The 16,353-nt window shown below is 69.1% G+C and carries 13 protein-coding genes and 1 riboswitch; of the genes, 4 read left to right on the forward strand and 9 right to left on the reverse strand.

Annotation, left to right across the window (positions count from 1 at the left end):
- Positions 1-25 precede the first annotated feature (25 nt).
- The gene (locus tag NBG84_RS06950) at positions 26-1,312 is read right to left on the reverse strand and encodes an extracellular solute-binding protein (RefSeq protein ID WP_250918394.1); all 1,287 of its coding nucleotides are present in this window, start codon (positions 1,310-1,312) and stop codon (positions 26-28) included.
- A 902-nt stretch (positions 1,313-2,214) separates the two neighbouring features.
- Here NBG84_RS06950 and NBG84_RS06955 point away from each other — a divergent pair.
- The 3 genes from NBG84_RS06955 (at position 2,215) to NBG84_RS06965 (ending at position 7,561) form a co-directional block, all read left to right on the forward strand.
- The gene (locus NBG84_RS06955; protein ID WP_425608586.1) at positions 2,215-2,979 is read left to right on the forward strand and encodes a GntR family transcriptional regulator; all 765 of its coding nucleotides are present in this window, start codon (positions 2,215-2,217) and stop codon (positions 2,977-2,979) included.
- Between the two features lie 829 nt (positions 2,980-3,808).
- Positions 3,809-3,971: riboswitch (cobalamin riboswitch) on the forward strand.
- A gap of 141 nt (positions 3,972-4,112) precedes the next feature.
- Positions 4,113-6,542, forward strand: a complete 2,430-nt coding sequence (locus NBG84_RS06960) for a ribonucleoside-diphosphate reductase subunit alpha (protein WP_425608581.1) — start codon at positions 4,113-4,115, stop codon at positions 6,540-6,542.
- The gene (locus tag NBG84_RS06965) at positions 6,542-7,561 is read left to right on the forward strand and encodes a ribonucleotide-diphosphate reductase subunit beta (protein ID WP_250918396.1); all 1,020 of its coding nucleotides are present in this window, start codon (positions 6,542-6,544) and stop codon (positions 7,559-7,561) included. The genes NBG84_RS06960 and NBG84_RS06965 overlap by 1 nt, the downstream gene beginning before the upstream one ends.
- 348 nt (positions 7,562-7,909) lie before the next feature.
- On the opposite strand, the gene NBG84_RS06970 is transcribed toward NBG84_RS06965, so the two are convergent.
- The gene (locus tag NBG84_RS06970) at positions 7,910-8,230 is read right to left on the reverse strand and encodes a hypothetical protein (RefSeq protein ID WP_250918397.1); all 321 of its coding nucleotides are present in this window, start codon (positions 8,228-8,230) and stop codon (positions 7,910-7,912) included.
- Between the two features lie 82 nt (positions 8,231-8,312).
- Here NBG84_RS06970 and NBG84_RS06975 point away from each other — a divergent pair, with 82 nt between their 5' ends.
- On the forward strand, positions 8,313-9,278 hold the full coding sequence (locus NBG84_RS06975) for a GlxA family transcriptional regulator (protein WP_250918398.1): 966 nt from the start codon (positions 8,313-8,315) through the stop codon (positions 9,276-9,278).
- Positions 9,279-9,360: 82 nt separating this feature from the next.
- Here NBG84_RS06975 and def read toward each other — a convergent pair whose 3' ends face one another.
- The 7 genes from def to NBG84_RS07010 all read right to left on the reverse strand — a co-directional run bounded on the left by def (position 9,361) and on the right by NBG84_RS07010 (position 16,271).
- Complete coding sequence (def, locus tag NBG84_RS06980) at positions 9,361-9,993, reverse strand: peptide deformylase (protein ID WP_250918399.1); 633 nt, start codon at positions 9,991-9,993, stop codon at positions 9,361-9,363.
- Positions 9,994-10,107: 114 nt separating this feature from the next.
- Entirely contained in the window at positions 10,108-11,109 is a 1,002-nt protein-coding gene (locus NBG84_RS06985) for a tetratricopeptide repeat protein (RefSeq protein WP_250918400.1), read from the reverse strand.
- 173 nt (positions 11,110-11,282) lie between these two features.
- Positions 11,283-12,575: an HD-GYP domain-containing protein gene (locus tag NBG84_RS06990; RefSeq protein ID WP_250918401.1), complete on the reverse strand. Its 1,293-nt coding sequence runs from the start codon at positions 12,573-12,575 to the stop codon at positions 11,283-11,285.
- Positions 12,572-14,023 (reverse strand): HD-GYP domain-containing protein, encoded by a 1,452-nt coding sequence (locus NBG84_RS06995; protein WP_250918402.1) that lies wholly within the window; start codon positions 14,021-14,023, stop codon positions 12,572-12,574. Before NBG84_RS06995 ends, NBG84_RS06990 begins: the two co-directional genes overlap by 4 nt.
- Before the next feature lie 275 nt (positions 14,024-14,298).
- Positions 14,299-14,631, reverse strand: coding sequence for a mycothiol system anti-sigma-R factor (gene rsrA, locus NBG84_RS07000; RefSeq protein ID WP_250918403.1), 333 nt, complete (start codon positions 14,629-14,631; stop codon positions 14,299-14,301).
- Entirely contained in the window at positions 14,628-15,311 is a 684-nt protein-coding gene (locus NBG84_RS07005; protein ID WP_425608587.1) for a sigma-70 family RNA polymerase sigma factor, read from the reverse strand. Before NBG84_RS07005 ends, rsrA begins: the two co-directional genes overlap by 4 nt.
- 279 nt (positions 15,312-15,590) lie before the next feature.
- Positions 15,591-16,271, reverse strand: a complete 681-nt coding sequence (locus NBG84_RS07010) for an alpha/beta hydrolase family protein (protein ID WP_250918404.1) — start codon at positions 16,269-16,271, stop codon at positions 15,591-15,593.
- Positions 16,272-16,353 lie beyond the last annotated feature (82 nt).

A 16,353-nucleotide genomic window follows, 5' to 3' on the forward strand; every position in this document is an offset into this window, starting at 1 on the left:
GAACCCGCCCCCCTACAGCGGGTGCTTACTGCTTCTGCGCGAGACGCTTGTTGAACTCGGCCTCGACCTGCTTGGCGGCCTCGGCCGGGGTCTTCCCGTTCAGGACCGCGGTCAGGTAGGTCTTGACCGGGTTCGGGGCGTTCTCGACGGCGGCCCACTCGGCGATCAGCGGGGTGGTGCCACCGAACTTGGCGGACGGCGCGGCAGCCTCGGCGACCGGGTTACCCACGAGGTTGGAGTTGAGCGACTCCTTGTTCGGGATGACACCGTTCAGCTTGGCGAGCTGTCCTTCGTACTTGTCCGACAGGGCGAGCTTCAGGAACTCCTTGGCGAGCTCCTTCTTCTTGCTTCCCTCGGCGACCGCGAGGTTGGAACCGCCGAGGAAGACACCCTCGGGCTTGTCGGCGCTCTCACCCGGGACGGTGAAGTAGCCGATGTCCTTCTCGATGGCCTTGTTGGCCGTGATGGCCGTGCCGGCCTCCCAGCCCATGCCGATGATGGCGCCGGTCTTGCCCTTGGAGAAGACGTCGGCCTGCTGCGGGGTCGACTCGTCCTTGTCCTTGGGGGCCTTGGAGTAGGACTGGAGCTTCTTGTAGATCTCGGCGGCCGCGGCGACCTTGGGGTCACCGAGGTTGGAGACCCACTTGTCGCCGTCCTTCTTGACGAGCTCGCCACCCTGGCCGACGACCAGGCCGACGAAGTGGTACCAGTTCTGGCCGGGCAGGTAGATCGGCTCTGCCTTGCCCTTGGCCTTGATCTTCTCCAGGGCCGCGTAGAACTCGTCACGGGTCTTCGGGGGCGTGGTGACGCCGGCCTCGGCGAACACGGCCTTGTTGTAGATGACCACACGGTTGGCGAACCACCACGGGACAGCGGACTGCTTGCCCTCGAAGGTCGCGCCCTCGTTGAAGTTCTCGGCCCAGTCGGCGCCGACTGCCTTCTTCACATCGGCCAGGTCGGCGAGGCCACCGGTCTTGGCGTACGCCGCGGTCTGGGTGTTACCGATCTCGAAGACGTCCGGCGGGTTCTCCTCCGACAGGGAGGTGGTCAGCTTCTGCTGGATGCCGTTCCACTGCTGGACCTCGAACTTGACCTTCGCGCCGGTCTTCTGCTCGAACTCGGCGGTCAGGTCCGCCTGCCACTTGTCGGGGGTGGAGCCGTCCATCGCCCAGACGGTCAGCGTCTGACCCTTGTAGCTGTCGGGACCCTTCGACTCGCTACCCTTGTCGCTGTCCTTGTCGTCGCTGCCGCATGCCACGAGCCCGACCATCATGCCTGCGACGCCGATCGCCGCGATGAGCTTGCGCTTCACGCCACCCTCCTCAGGGATGTCTGCAACCCCTGCCCACCGCGAAGCTGATGCCTAGTACTGCTCGTACCGCCAAGCCGATGCCTAGTACTGCTCGTGGGGCTGGGAACTGATCTTTAGTGGTTTAGACCAGCACCCGGAGCTTGGCCTAGACCTTTATGGCTGTCAAGGCTCGACCGGAAGGCCCGACACGTCCGTTATCAGACCGACATCTGGCCGTCAGCTTGAACTCATGCCGGAACGGGCATCCATGTTCAACCGCTCCTTCAGGGTCCTCAGACCCCAGCAGTATCACCCGGAGCGACCGGGGTTGGGGGCTGTTCGGGAAGACCGCCCATCGGACCCTTCGGGAGCCGATGCCGTGCCGTCGGCCGAACCACTCCCCCGCCCCCACGAGAGGCGAGCGCGGCAGCCGATGAGTCCCCTGACGCTCTGTACCAATCCATGAGCGCACCGCCGTCGAACGACTTGTCCGGCATACAGATCACGCCATCGTGGCATTCCCGTGAACCCTCGCTCCGCCCCCTTCCACTCCCGCCTTCGCGCAGTGGCGCCGACTTGCGCCCATCGACCCGCTCGACCCCCGTCGCCAACGCTCGCGCCACCACCCCGCCCCGGCCTCGCGACACCTCCCCAGGAGGCACCCGAAGGAGACGGAGGCCCCCTCCCCAACTCCGTACGGGTGCCCTGACCGGCCAAGCCACCCGTACTACGGTCTGGCGGCAACATTGCGCGATGGACTAGACCAACCGTGGTGCCAACGGTGTATAAGGGGGGCACTCGTGCCTGTTGCCCGGCCGGGCATCTAAGTGGGTGACGCCCCGGGGTCAGCCCGTGCCACGATGTGAAACCTAGTGATGGAGGAATCGGTGACGGCAGCAGCGCAGCAGCCCGGCAAGCAGGGCCTGGCCAAGGACGGGGGCGGCACCGATGGCCGGACAAACCCAGTTACGCGCGTCTCGCGCGTCCCCAAGTACTACCGCCTCAAGCGTCATCTGCTGGAGATGACGGAGACACTGCCCCCCGGCACACCCGTGCCGCCGGAGCGGACCCTGGCGACCGAGTTCGACACCTCGCGCACCACCGTGCGACAGGCGCTCCAGGAGTTGGTCGTCGAGGGACGGTTGGAGCGCATCCAGGGAAAGGGGACCTTCGTCGCCAAGCCGAAGGTCGCACAGACCCTCCAGCTCACCTCCTACACGGAGGACATGCGCGCCCAGGGCCTCGAACCCACCTCGCAACTGCTCGACCTCGGCTATGTCACGGCCGATGACACACTCGCCGAACTCCTCGACATCACCACCGGGGGGCGAGTGCTGCGCATCGAGCGGCTTCGGCTGGCGAGCGGTGAGCCGATGGCCATCGAGACCACCCATCTGTCCGCGAAGCGCTTTCCCGCACTGCGCCGCTCGCTGGTGAAGTACACCTCGCTCTACACCGCACTCGCCGAGGTCTACGACGTACGGCTGGCCGAGGCCGAAGAGACGATCGAGACCTCGCTGGCCACCCCGCGTGAGGCAGGGCTGCTCGGTACGGATGTGGGCCTACCGATGCTGATGCTCTCCCGGCACTCGGTCGACGCTAACAATGAACCGGTGGAGTGGGTACGGTCCGTCTACCGCGGCGACCGCTACAAGTTCGTGGCCCGCCTCAGGCGCCCCCTGAACTAGGTGCGGCCGACGGCCGAGGCGTGCCCCGGCCGCTCTCGTCGCGCGACCCGGTCACCGTGCCCGGGCCCTCCCAGCGCGCGACGCCCCCTCCCGCCCGTGAACGCCCGTGAGGACCCGCTGACCGCCCCAGGCCCCGCGAGGGACATCTGACGATTCACGCGGTTCAGTGAGCCGGCGAGCCATCGGCCCGGACCGTACCCGTACGGCGCGGGGGGAGCGACGCAGATCGAGCGGCGCACGGGAACGTCCATCGGGACGGCTCGCTCCGTCGGTGCGTTCCACTCACCGTTCCCGATCACGGGCATCCATCGCCGACCTCGTGCCATCACACCGGCCGGCCGATCGAGACCCCTCACCGGTTGCCGGAACCACCGCGGTGAAAGCCTCGCCCTCCGCCTGCTCCTCCCTTTGCACCGCCCGGGGGTTCGCCAGGGGTCGCGGGGCCTTCGCGGTCATGTACTCGCCGCTTCCCCACGGGCGCGGCTGACAACGGATCAGCCGGGGCCCGACAGATCCGCTGACGCGGTGCGCCGCCGTTGACGCCCGGGAAACGGTGCCGATGCCGCTGTCGTTCCCGTGACCGCGCTCACTCCGGAACCAATGCCCCCGCCGGGCGGGCCCGTTCGGCGATCGTGCCCTCCCGTCGCCCGGCCCGGGACCGCCGCCGTCGGAAGTCACGCGTCCGGAATACCGCGTCCGAAGTACGGGGTTCGAGCGCGGGACACGCTGCGAGCGCCCCCCGAAGGCCGCCATCCCAGTGCCCGCAGGGGTCCATGACCCGCTCAGCACAAGGAGCCTCCCTTTACCGCCACTCCCCTTCGCGACACAACATGTGGGGGGTACTTCCAGCTGCCGCCCCCACATGTATGCTCATCTCGCTGTCGACGCAGAGGAATCCGGTGCGAATCCGGAACTGTCCCGCAACGGTGTGCTGTGGTGTGCTTTGTCATACCTCCGCGAGTCCGGCCGACTGCTGACAGCGCACCCGGCTCAACCGATCCGGGTGCCCAGACGTCCGGGCCTCGCGGTTGGGCCGGGGGACGCCGCGCAGTGCTGCCCCGAGCCGGGTCAGCCCTTCTGCGGCCATGCCCTCCCGCCCGTCGGCCCGCGAGCCGAGCGAGGGAGAGCACCACGTGACCATCGCGCCTGCCGATCCGGTTTCAGGCACCCCCGACATCTCCGAGCAGATGCCACAGCGGGTTCCCCAGTCGCGGGACAGCGGCCAGGACGGGCCGGGGACCGCGCTGTTGCGGATCCTGACCGACCTCACCGCCGATCTCACGGACACCGACCCCGGCCGGGTCGCCGCGTCCGCGCTGCGCGGACGCAACGCCGGATCGGACACGGCCGAACTCCGTGGGCTCGCCACCGACGCCGCCGCGGGGCTGATCTCCGAGGACCCGGCGTACTCACGGCTCGCCGCCCGACTGCTGACCCTCACCATCGCGGAGGAGGCCGAGAGCCAGGGAGCCTCGTGCTTCTCCGCCTCCGTCGCCGTGGGTCACGCCGAGGGCCTGATCGCGGATCGCACCGCCGCGTTCGTGGCCCTGCACGCCGACCGCCTGGACGCCATCCTCGACCCCACCGCCGACGACCGCTTCGGCTACTTCGGACTGCGCACCCTCTACAGCCGCTATCTGCTGCGCCACCCGATCACCCGCCAGGTCATCGAGACTCCTCAGCACTTCATGCTCCGCGTCGCCTGCGGGCTGGCCGAGAACGACTCGACCGAGGCGCTGGGGGAAGTCACCGCGCTGTACCGGCTGATGAGCCGGCTCGACTACCTGCCGTCCTCACCCACCCTCTTCAACTCCGGCACCCGGCACCCCCAGATGTCCTCCTGCTATCTGCTGGACTCACCACTGGACGAGCTGGATTCGATCTACGACCGCTACCACCAGGTCGCCCGGCTCTCCAAGCACGCGGGCGGTATCGGGCTCTCGTACTCCCGTATCCGCGCCCGCGGCTCGCTGATCCGCGGCACCAACGGCCACTCCAACGGCATCGTGCCGTTCCTCAAGACGCTGGACGCCTCGGTCGCCGCCGTGAACCAGGGCGGTCGGCGCAAGGGCGCCGCCGCGGTCTACCTGGAGACCTGGCACGCGGACATCGAGGAGTTCCTGGAGCTGCGGGACAACACCGGCGAGGACGCCCGGCGCACGCACAACCTCAACCTCGCCCACTGGGTGCCGGACGAGTTCATGCGCCGGGTGGACGCCGACACCGAGTGGTCGCTGTTCTCCCCCGCGGACGTGCCCGAGCTGGTCGATCTCTGGGGCGATGAGTTCGACGCGGCCTACCGCCGCGCGGAGGCACAGGGCCTGGCCCGTAAGAGCATGCCCGCGCGGGAGCTCTACGGCCGGATGATGCGGACCCTCGCGCAGACCGGCAACGGCTGGATGACCTTCAAGGACGCCGCCAACCGGACCGCCAACCAGACCGCCGAGCCGGGCCACACGGTCCACTCGTCCAACCTGTGCACCGAGATCCTGGAGGTCACCGACGACGGCGAGACGGCCGTCTGCAATCTGGGCTCGATCAACCTCGGCGCTTTCGTGGTCGACGGGGAGATCGACTGGGAACGGCTGGACTCGACCGTCCGTACCGCCGTCACCTTCCTCGACCGCGTCGTCGACATCAACTTCTATCCGACCGAGCAGGCGGGCCGCTCCAACAACCGCTGGCGCCCGGTCGGTCTGGGGGCGATGGGCCTCCAGGACGTCTTCTTCCAGCTGAGGCTGCCGTTCGACTCCCCCGCGGCCCGGGCGCTCTCCACCCAGATCGCCGAGCGGATCATGCTCGCCGCCTATGAGGCGTCCAGCGTCCTCGCCGAGCGCCACGGCACCTTCCCCGCCTGGGAGAAGACCCGTACCGCCCGCGGTGTGCTGCACCCGGACCACTACGGGGTACAGCTGCACTGGCCCGAGCGCTGGGCGGCGCTGCGGGAGCGGGTCGCCACTTCGGGCATGCGCAACTCGCTGCTCCTCGCCATCGCGCCGACCGCGACCATCGCCTCCATCGCCGGTGTGTACGAGTGCATCGAGCCCCAGGTCTCCAACCTCTTCAAGCGCGAGACCCTCTCGGGAGAGTTCCTCCAGGTCAACAACTACCTGGTGGAGGAGCTCAAGAGGCTCGGCGTCTGGGACGCCACCACCCGCGAGGCACTGCGCGAGTCCAATGGCTCGATCCAGGGCTTCACCTGGGTCCCGGCCGAGGTGCGCGAGCTGTACCGCACGGCGTGGGAGATCCCGCAGCGCGGTCTGATCGACATGGCCGCGGCCCGTACCCCCTTCCTCGACCAGTCGCAGTCGCTGAACCTCTTCCTGGAGACGCCGACCATCGGGAAGCTCAGCTCGATGTACGCGTACGCCTGGAAGCAGGGCCTGAAGACGACGTACTACCTGCGGTCACGCCCGGCCACCCGGATCGCCCGCGCGGCCTCCGGCTCCACACCGACCGCCGAGCCCGTACCCGTGCCCGTACCCGTGCCCGTACCGCAGACGCCTGAGGACGCGGTCGCCTGCTCCCTGGAAAACCCCGAGTCTTGCGAGGCCTGCCAGTAATGCCCACCCCCCAGCCCACCAAGAACCTGCTCGACCCCGGCTTTGAGCTCACCCTGCGCCCGATGCGCTACCCGGACTTCTACGAGCGGTACCGGGACGCCATCAAGAACACCTGGACCGTGGAGGAAGTCGATCTCCACTCCGATGTGACGGACCTCGCCAAGCTCACCCCGGCGGAACAGCATCTGATCGGCCGGCTGGTCGCCTTCTTCGCGACCGGCGACTCGATCGTGGCCAACAACCTCGTACTGACGCTGTACAAGCACATCAACTCCCCCGAGGCGCGGCTCTATCTCAGCCGTCAGCTCTTCGAGGAGGCCGTGCACGTCCAGTTCTATCTGACGCTGCTCGACACCTACCTTCCCGACCCGGAGGACCGCAACGCGGCCTTCGCGGCGGTGGAGAACATCCCGTCGATCCGGGAGAAGGCGCAGTTCTGCTTCCGGTGGATGGACTCGGTCGAGAAGATGGACCAGCTGGAGTCGCAGTCCGACCGCCGGCGCTTCCTGCTGAATCTGATCTGCTTCGCCGCCTGTATCGAGGGGCTGTTCTTCTACGGCGCCTTCGCCTACGTGTACTGGTTCCGCTCCCGCGGGCTGCTGCACGGTCTGGCCACCGGTACCAACTGGGTGTTCCGCGACGAGACCATGCACATGAACTTCGCGTTCGAGGTCGTGGACACGGTCCGCAAGGAGGAGCCGGAGCTCTTTGACGACGCCCTTCAGCAGCAGGTCACCGACATGCTGAAGGAGGCCGTGGAGGCGGAGCTCCAGTTCGGTCAGGATCTGTGCGGCGACGGTCTGCCGGGCATGAACACCGAGTCCATGCGCGAGTACCTCCAGTGCGTCGCCGACCAGCGGCTCACCCGGCTGGGCTTCGCCCCGGTGTACGGCTCGCAGAACCCGTTCTCCTTCATGGAGTTGCAGGGCGTCCAGGAGCTGACCAACTTCTTCGAGCGGCGGCCGTCCGCGTATCAGGTCGCGGTGGAGGGCTCGGTCGACCTGGACGAGGACTTCTAGGGCGGCTGAACCCGACCCGACCTGGACGGTTGCTCACGGTCCCCGGAGCATCCCCGGTTCATTGCCGTCGCGGCCGGTCTCGCTGGCCGCGACGGCTGGTCGGCTGGTCGGCTGGTGGAAGCAGAGCGCCGGCGGCTGGTCGAGGGCTTTCAGCCGGTCGCGTTCAGCACCGGCGACGGGCTGGTGGTGTGGGCGTACCTCGACCGTGCTGACGGTGAACAGAACACTGCGGACACCTCCGTCTCGGTGGATGGGGACCGCACGGTGCGGGCCTCGCGGCTGAGGGCGCCGGCGCTTCGTCCAGCGGTCTGTGCCGTGGCGGGCCCTGCCGGCCCTGCCGCCGCGTGCCTACGCGCTGGCGCTGCCCGTTCGGGTCACCGCGTCCACCAGGTCCCTTCCGGTGGCGTTGAGCGTGCTCTCGTTCGCGGCGGTGGCGGGTGCGCTGGTGATCGGTGTGAAGCGCGGGGAAGCGGCGGCCGACGCGGTGCCCGGCTGGGAGGTCCTGGAGACCAGGGACGCCCCCTTGGTCTGAGCCGCCGGGGTGGGTCCGCGTTCCGCCTCCCTCAACTGGCGGTCGATGACACGATCCGTGAGGTGACCGATAAGCGAGGGAAGTACGAGAAGTACGAGAAGTACGAGAACGATGAGATAGCCGAGGAATGTGTCCATGTCCTCTACTGTCGCCCTCCCGCGGGGGAAAAGTCAGTGGCAGGACTGTCATGGACCATCGAATTACTGCCACACTCATGTCATGCTGAAAAATGTCGCCACCGTGCTCCTCGAAGGCGTCCACCCCTTTGAACTCGGCGTGATCAGTGAGGTGTTCGGCCTTGACCGCAGCGATGACGGCATGCCCGTCTACGACTTCGCCGTGGTGTCCGCCGCTGGTCCGACCCTGGGCACCCATGCCGGGTTCTCCATCACCACCCACCACACACTCGACCGGCTGGACAGCGCGGACCTGATCGCCGTCCCCACCGGGGGCGACTATCCGACGCGGGACTATCCGGAAGACCTGCTGGCGGCCCTGCGCCGGGCCGTGGACCGCGGCGCGCGCGTCCTGAGCGTCTGCACCGGAGCCTTTGTCCTGGGCGCGGCGGGGCTGCTCGACGGCCGTCGCTGCACCAGTCACTGGCGGCACACCCAGGCCCTCGCCGAGCGCTATCCCCTGGCCATCGTCGACCCCGATGTGCTGTACGTGGACGAGGGGTCGATCATCACCTCAGCGGGCACCGCGGCGGCCATCGACGCGTCGATCCATGTGCTGCGCCAGGAACACGGCCCGGAGGTCGCCAACCACATCGCCCGCCGGATGGTGGTCCCACCGCATCGCGACGGCGGGCAGGCGCAGTACATCGAACGCCCCCTGCCGCGCACCCGCTGTGACACCGTCGGTGAGGTGCTCGCCTGGATGGAACGGCATCTCGATCGGGAGATGACCGTGGAGCAACTCGCCGCCCGCGCCCATATGTCGACCCGGACCTTCGCCCGCCGCTTCCAGCAGGAGACGGGGACCACTCCCTACCGCTGGCTCCTGCGCCAACGGGTGCTGCTGTCACAGGAGCTGCTGGAGTCGACGGACGAGACGGTCGACGCCATCGCGAGCCGCTCGGGCTTCGGCAACGCGGCGGGGCTGCGCCATCACTTCCTCCGCACCCTCGGCACCACACCCAACACCTACCGCCGCACCTTCCGTGGTCCGGTGGGGGTGGGCTGAGGCCCCCACGGCAAGGACGTCGAAGGGGCCTGCACGGTGGAGCGTGGCCCCGGCGATCGCTCGGGGCCGCGCTGCCGGGCGGTCAGTCGTTCGCTACGACGGCGTAGCGCGGGGTGCCCTCTTCCATCTGACGCAGGGCGTCCTTGCGGTCTCGCTTGGAGAGCCGGTCGATGTAGAGGTACCCGTAGAGATGATCGGTCTCGTGCTGGAGGCAGCGGGCGAAGTACCCCCGGCCGCGGACCTTGATCGGGTTGCCGTCGGCGTCCTGGCCGCGTACCACCGCGTAGTCGGGGCGGGCGAGCGAGGCGTAGGCGGTCGGCACGGAGAGGCAGCCCTCGTTGGAGTCGTCGAGGACCCGGTCCTCGGGCGGCAACTCCTCCAGCACCGGGTTGACGACATAGCCCACATGGCGCTCGCCGTCGTCGTCCGGGCAGTCGTAGACGAAGACCTTCAGGTCCACACCGATCTGGTTGGCGGCGAGGCCCACGCCCTCGGCGGTGCGCTGGCTGGCGAACATGTCGTCGATCAGCGCCGCCAGCCTGTCGTCGAACTCGGTGACGTCTCTGCACTCCCTGTGGAGCACCGGGTTACCGACGACCGTGATGGGACGCGAGGTGCCGCGCTCGCGATATGCGAGCTCACGTGCCTCGCAGTCTTCCGTGTCCACGACGAAACCATCATTGACCTGCTGGTCCGTCTCCTGCTGCGACGCCATGTCAGCCGTACGCCTTCCTCAGTACCCAGTGAATGCCCAGAGCGCGCCCGATCAGGGCTGCTGTTGTGCCCGGTGGTGTGGTCACTCTGTGCCCCTACACAGTACGGGCAGCGTTCAGCAGACTTCTTCGAGATCCCGCCACTCCCGGGTGTCCGGGCTGTCCGAGACCCAGCCGTCCAGCAGCCCGCGGACCAGCCCCGCGGGTGCGGCGATGCCGCACTCCCGCTCCGGGGACCAGAGGTCGCCGGCCGTGCGGTGACCGAGCGGACCCGGCTGGCCCGGCTCGCTGTGGTCATGGGGGTCGAGGTGTTCGCCTTCACCCTCGGCGCTCGGCATCCTGCTCTCGGAGCAGGCGCGGCAGAGCAGCCGTACGGAGGAGGACCAGTCCTCGGCGGCGAAGCCCGCATCGGACGCCAGCTGCTCCAGCGCGTCCCGGTCGGTCTCGGTGGCCGCTTCCAGCAGCACCACCCAGGTCGGCACGGGCGAGGGCGCCCAGAGCTCGATCTCGTCGAAGACGGGGTAGGCGGGGCCGGCCGAGGTGGTTCGCTCGCCGTTGGGGACACCGTCGTGCAGGACGACCTCGCCCCAGCGTCGGCCGGAGGAAGGCAGCGGAATCGACAGCACCTCCATCCGGGCGGGGTCAAGCCGCCGCCCCCAGACGACCTCGGCCTCACCTTCGGGCGAGAGCCTGACCGCCGCGCTGCCGAGATCCATCCCCACGGCCTCGCCGCTCGCTCCCGCGCCCATTCCGCCCCGGGCGGGGAGCCCGGGCACCTTGAGCCCGTACGCCTGCCAGGCGCGGCGGGCCAGCGGCCAGTCCTGCAGTGCGGTGGCAGCGATGCCCACGTTCCACCAGTCGGGGGCTCCGGTCTCCTTGTCCAGGAGCGCCACGGCCCGCAGCCCGGCGGCGCGCGCCTGCTCCCAGTCGTGCCGGAACTTGTGCAGCAGCGCCAGATTGAACCAGGACTCCGAGAGCCAGGGCTCCAGATCCGCCGCTCTGGTGAGCAGCGCGCCCGCGTCCTCGTACCGGCCGTCGCCGATCAGCGTGAACGCGCGGTCGGTGGCCTGCCGCCACGAGGCGGAGGGCCGATGCCGTACCTTCCCGAAGATCCTCACGATTCCCGCCTGCCGGTCGCTCGGGGAATGGTTCCCCCGGACGCTGTTTGTGTGTCTGCGTGACGCTGGTTCTCTGTCCTCTTTCGCATCCAACCATGCCGGGTCCACGGCTGGCTCATTACCCATGGGTTACCCAGGCGGGAGGGGGTCGGACCCCCTGGGGGGCCGCTGGGTCACCCTCGCTGCGCGGGGGCCGGGGCACCGCGCGCCAGCACCCGTGCCAGTGATTCGACGACTTCCAGCTGATGATCCTCTCCCGTGGCCAGCCGTAGCCGTTCCAGGACGCCCAGCGCCCCGCCGGCACCCCCTCTGTGTGCCCCGGTCAGATCGTCGTATGCATTGACGGTCCGAACGATGCGGGCGGCCAGTGGTTGGTCCCGGTAGGGGTCGGCTTGGCGCTCCACGATGACCGCGACCGCCGCGGGCACTCCGGTCTGCCGGGCGACGGCCCCGCCGAGCAGTGCGATCCGGTGCTGGTCGGCGACCGGGAGTAGCGCGGTGGCTCCATTGGGTACGGGGTCCACCAGGGAGAGCTGACCGATGTCGTGCATCAGTGCCGCGTACTCCAGCACGGTCAGGTCCTGCCCGGTCAGCCCCATCTCCCGGCCCACGGCACAGCTCAGCTCGGCCACCCGGCGGGCATGGCCGTGGGGGGTGTATCCGGCGATTTCGGTAGCGCGGGCGAGCGAGACGATGGTCTGCCGGTAGGTGGCGCGGACCCGCTCGTACCGCTGGAAGGACAGCTGGGTGAGCAGGAGCGGCACGCAGAAGACCGGCAGTGCCCAGAGCCCGGCGGCGGCGACGGCGAGCGCGATCACCGCGCCGGTGGCGCAGACGGCGGAGCCGATGCCGAGCAGGGCGCGTAACTCCTCGCGGAGCAGCGGCAGATAGGGGAAGCCGGTGCGGGCCCAGAGCATCAGAGCGGCGAGGACGGCATCGCAGAGGGCGGTGAGGAGCAGGAGTACCAGCAGGAACAGGGCATAGAAGGAGTCATCGGTCCAGAGGGGCAGTTCACCCGAGTTGTAGAGCGGCTGAAAACAGACGGCGGCGAAGCCGACCGTCAGCACCCTGCGCACCACATGGTCGAGGGACGGTCCTCGACCGCGGGCGACATGGGGGACGACTCCGGTGAGCACGGCGGCGAAGACGACCGTGGTGACCTGGAAGACGCCGTGGCTGGTGGGACCGCCACCGCACTCGCCCAGCAGCGCGTAGGCCAGCGCTCCGGCGGCTCCCAGCGGTGCGGCCTCGCGTTCCGACGGCACGGTCTTGCAGCGGGCCAACTCACCCACGGCGATGAGCGCGCCGAAGGCGAGCGCGACACCGGGCTGGTGAACACCGGTCCACAGGGTGATCGCGAGTGAGGCGCAGACCAGGGAGCCGGCCGCGGTGTAGACAAGGGCGATGATCAAGCTTCCGGGCGCGGAGAGCAGCGTGGTCGAGCCGGTCGAGGCGTGGGGTGTCATCCCAGGTCACCCGTCGGGCGTTCGGCGCCCGGGCCGGGGACACGCCCCGATGGTTCTTCGGCCGGGCCCGGCCGACCGGCCCGGCCATGGGCGAAGACCCGTACCGGCTGCGCCGGAATGTCATGGGCATCGGGCTGGTCGCGCCGCCCCCAGGCGCCTTGGGGCAGGGGCTCGTCGGAGGTGACCTCGGTCTCCCAGCCGTGCCGGTCGAGGGCACGGATGAGGGCCTGGACCATCCGGGGGTCGAACTGGGTGCCCGCGCAGCGCTCCAGCTCGGCGAGGGCGGTGGCGACGGGCCTGGCGCGGCGGTAGGAGCGGGTGGAGGTCATCGCGTCGAAGGCATCGGCGACGGCGACCACTCGTGCGCACTCGGGGATGTCGTTCCCGGCCAGGCCGCAGGGGTAGCCGCTGCCGTCGACGCGTTCGTGGTGGTAGAGGATCGCGGCCCTGGCGTCGCCGAGGAAGCCGATGCCGCGGACGATCTCATGTCCGTACTCGGGATGGAGTTGGATCACCCGTCGTTCGTCGTCGGTGAGCGGTCCCTCCTTGCGCAGTACCCGGGTGGGTACCCCGAGTTTGCCGACGTCGTGGAGGATCCCAGCGAACCGGATGACTTCGATCCGGTCCTTGTCGAGGCCCAGCTCGCGGGCGATGAGCACGGAGGCGCGGCCCACGCGCTCGCTATGGCCGCGGGTGTAGCGGTCCTTGATGTCGACGGCCTGCACCAGGGCTCGGATGGTGGCCTGGTGGGCGGTGCGCTCCCGGTGGTACTGGGCGAAGAGCCAGCAGGAGATGTACATCGGAAGCAGAACGAACAGGGCGGATGGCGGCCCGTACGGGCTCTGCCAGAGCACCGCCATCATCAGCCCGGCCAGTCCGTGCACCAGGTGCGGCAGCAGCGCCCCGAGCACCGGACCGTGCCAGCCGGCTCGCAGCGGGCTGCGCTCCGCGGTGGCGAGGATGCCGGCTTCCAAGACGGTCAGCACGAAGCAGAAGGCAAGCGCCCCGGCCGCTGCGGGCAGCAGCACCAGCGGGAAGTCCGGTGCCTGCGGGGTGTGCTCACCGCCGAGCAGGTCATAGGTCTGGGCCGCGACCCAGATCGCCAACCCGAGTTGAGCGGCGCGCCAGATCCGCCGTACGGCTGCCGGGCGTCTCTCGACACGTCCCACGAGCGCACCGGGGACGGCCACCAGGAGGGCGGCCGACGGCGGCAGCAGAAAGGCGGCGGCCAGCAGCACGGGGAAGAAGGAGCCGGCGCTGACCGGGACGGATTCGCCCAGATGCCGACAGCGGGCGGGCAGCTCGCAGAGGGCGTAGAGACCCGCCAGCAGGGCTACCGCCACCCAGTCGACCGTGGTGTCCGGCCGAAAGGACGGCAGGGCAAGCATCGCGGTGCTGAGCACGGCGCAGAGAATGTACGCATGTGCCGCGGCCGGTACGGACCTCAACTCCCCGCCCCCTTCTCACCTCGCGCGTCACGCTAGCGAGTTGGGGCGCGAGGGACGGGTGATCGGGGAGCCGTTCGCACAGACGAGTGACACCGGACGCGTACGAAGGTGCCGCACAGGAGTTCGATCGCCGTGGGCGGTATCGATGGTGCGCCGGGGAGGCGGGTATCGAAAGGGACCCTCGTAGCGGAGCGGCCAACGCGAAGGGTGCACCACGGGGGACGCGGTACACCCTTTGCGTAGAAGATCCTGCTGGCTGCCTGCCCTCACAGCCGTCATTCGTGTCCCGACGCCTCCGCGGGCCCCACGGTCGCACGGGACGCGGTCTGGACGTCCTCATCGGGCACGGTCTGCCCGGAGCGGATCAGATCGATTCTCCCCATGACCTTGGCGCGTAGATCGGCGGGTACGTCGTCCTGCCCGCAGCAGCGCTTGACCAGTTTCTTCACGGCCTGCTCAAGACCGTACTTCTCCAGACAGGGAGAGCACTCCTCGAAGTGGACCTCGAACTTGGTGCAGTCGCTGTCGGGCATCTCGCGGTCGAGGAACTCATAGAGATGATCGAGAACCTCTGAGCAGTCCGTCTCGTGCGGCTCTCCGCAGCTCATGAGCCCGAGCCTTTCGCTTCGTTCGACTCCCCCGCACCGGCCGGGACGAGTCCTCGCTCACGGGCGTAGTCCTCAAGCATTCCGCGCAGCTGGCGACGGCCCCGGTGCAGGCGGGACATCACCGTCCCGATGGGTGTACCCATGATGTCCGCGATCTCCTTGTACGCAAAGCCCTCTACGTCGGCAAGATAGACCGCGATGCGGAACTCCTCCGGAATGGCCTGGAGCGCGGCCTTCACATCCGAATCCGGCAGATGGTCGAGGGCCTGCGACTCCGCCGAACGCAGCCCGGTCGACATATGCGACTCGGCACGCGCCAGCTGCCAGTCCTCGATCTCCTCGGCAGCGCTGCGCTGGGGCTCGCGCTGCTTCTTGCGGTACGAGTTGATAAACGTGTTCGTCAGAATCCGGTACAGCCACGCCTTGAGGTTGGTGCCCTCACGGAACTGGTGGAACGAGCCGTACGCCTTGGCGTAGGTCTCCTGAACAAGATCCTCGGCATCAGCCGGATTGCGCGTCATACGCAGCGCGGCGGAGTACATCTGGTCCAGGAAGCCGAGGGCGTCCCGCTCGAAACGGGCATTGCGCTCCGCAGCCGTCTCCGCGGGCCGTGACGTCTCCGCGGGCTGTGCGTCTGCCTGTGCCGCCTGGCCGTCGTCGGTCCCAGTGACCGGACCCACCTCCTCCAACGCTGTGGCGAGGCCGAATGTGGACCCGCTCGAATCGGAGAATAGTCGACCTTCGGTGGACAGCTCTTGTCGACCGGCTCCGCCCTGCGCCCGAACAGGCGCGGTCTTGGCCGCCGTGAGCACGGACCACTCCAGGTCAGCGGTCTGCGTACGGCGGGGGCAGATGGTCGAACCCATGGGACGTACTCCCTACTCCAAGCTCGGATGACTGACGTCCTGACATCCGCTGCAACAGAGCGGGGCCGCCCATCATTCCCGCCACCGTCCCCCTCACCCCAGCAGACTTGGCACCCAGCGCCGTACCGCGTCCGTGATGGACGTCACGGTCTCCTCCTCGGTGCGGCCGGAGCGCTTGGGGACGGCGAAGCCATGATCGGCGTAGGGGATCTCCGTGATCGCGTACCGCCCTTCGGGGAACTCGTCGGGGTGGCCGAAGGGGTCGTTGGCGCCCTGGACCACCAGGGTGGGCACCCCGGTGCCGAGCAGTTCGGCCGCACGGGACCGCTCCGGGCGGCCGGGTGGATGGAGCGGGAAGGAGAGCGCGAGGACCGCGGTGACCTCCAGTTCCCCGGCCAGTCGGCACGCGACGCGGGCGCCGGCGCTACGACCGCCGGCGACGAGGGGAAGACCCGGTTGCCGAAGGGTCGGCCAGACGCCGCGCCACCCCTTGTCGAGGGTGGCGGGGGCGGGCGCGAGTTTCCTGCCGGCCACCCGCCAGGGCTGCTCCACCAGGGCGACGCTCACTCCGTCGGCGGGGAGTGCCGCGGCGATGCCCAGGAGATCCCGGGCCTCGATACCGCCGCCCGCCCCATGTCCGATGGCGAGCACCAGCCGAGGGGTGACGGCCCGGTGCCAGGTGATGCGCGCGGTCCCGGTCTCGGTCTCGACCGTCTGGACCTGCTGGTCCTTGCGGGCGGTGGCCGCGGTGGTGCTGATGTCCCGGTTCTTCACGAACCCATCCTGCCCCGGTGGCACCCCGAGACGGGGAAGCGGCTCATCGGTGCTCGCTGCCCGCCGGCCCCGTGGGCGGGGT

It is taken from the genome of Streptomyces albipurpureus (assembly GCF_023701525.1).
GTDB lineage: Bacteria > Actinomycetota > Actinomycetes > Streptomycetales > Streptomycetaceae > Streptomyces > Streptomyces albipurpureus.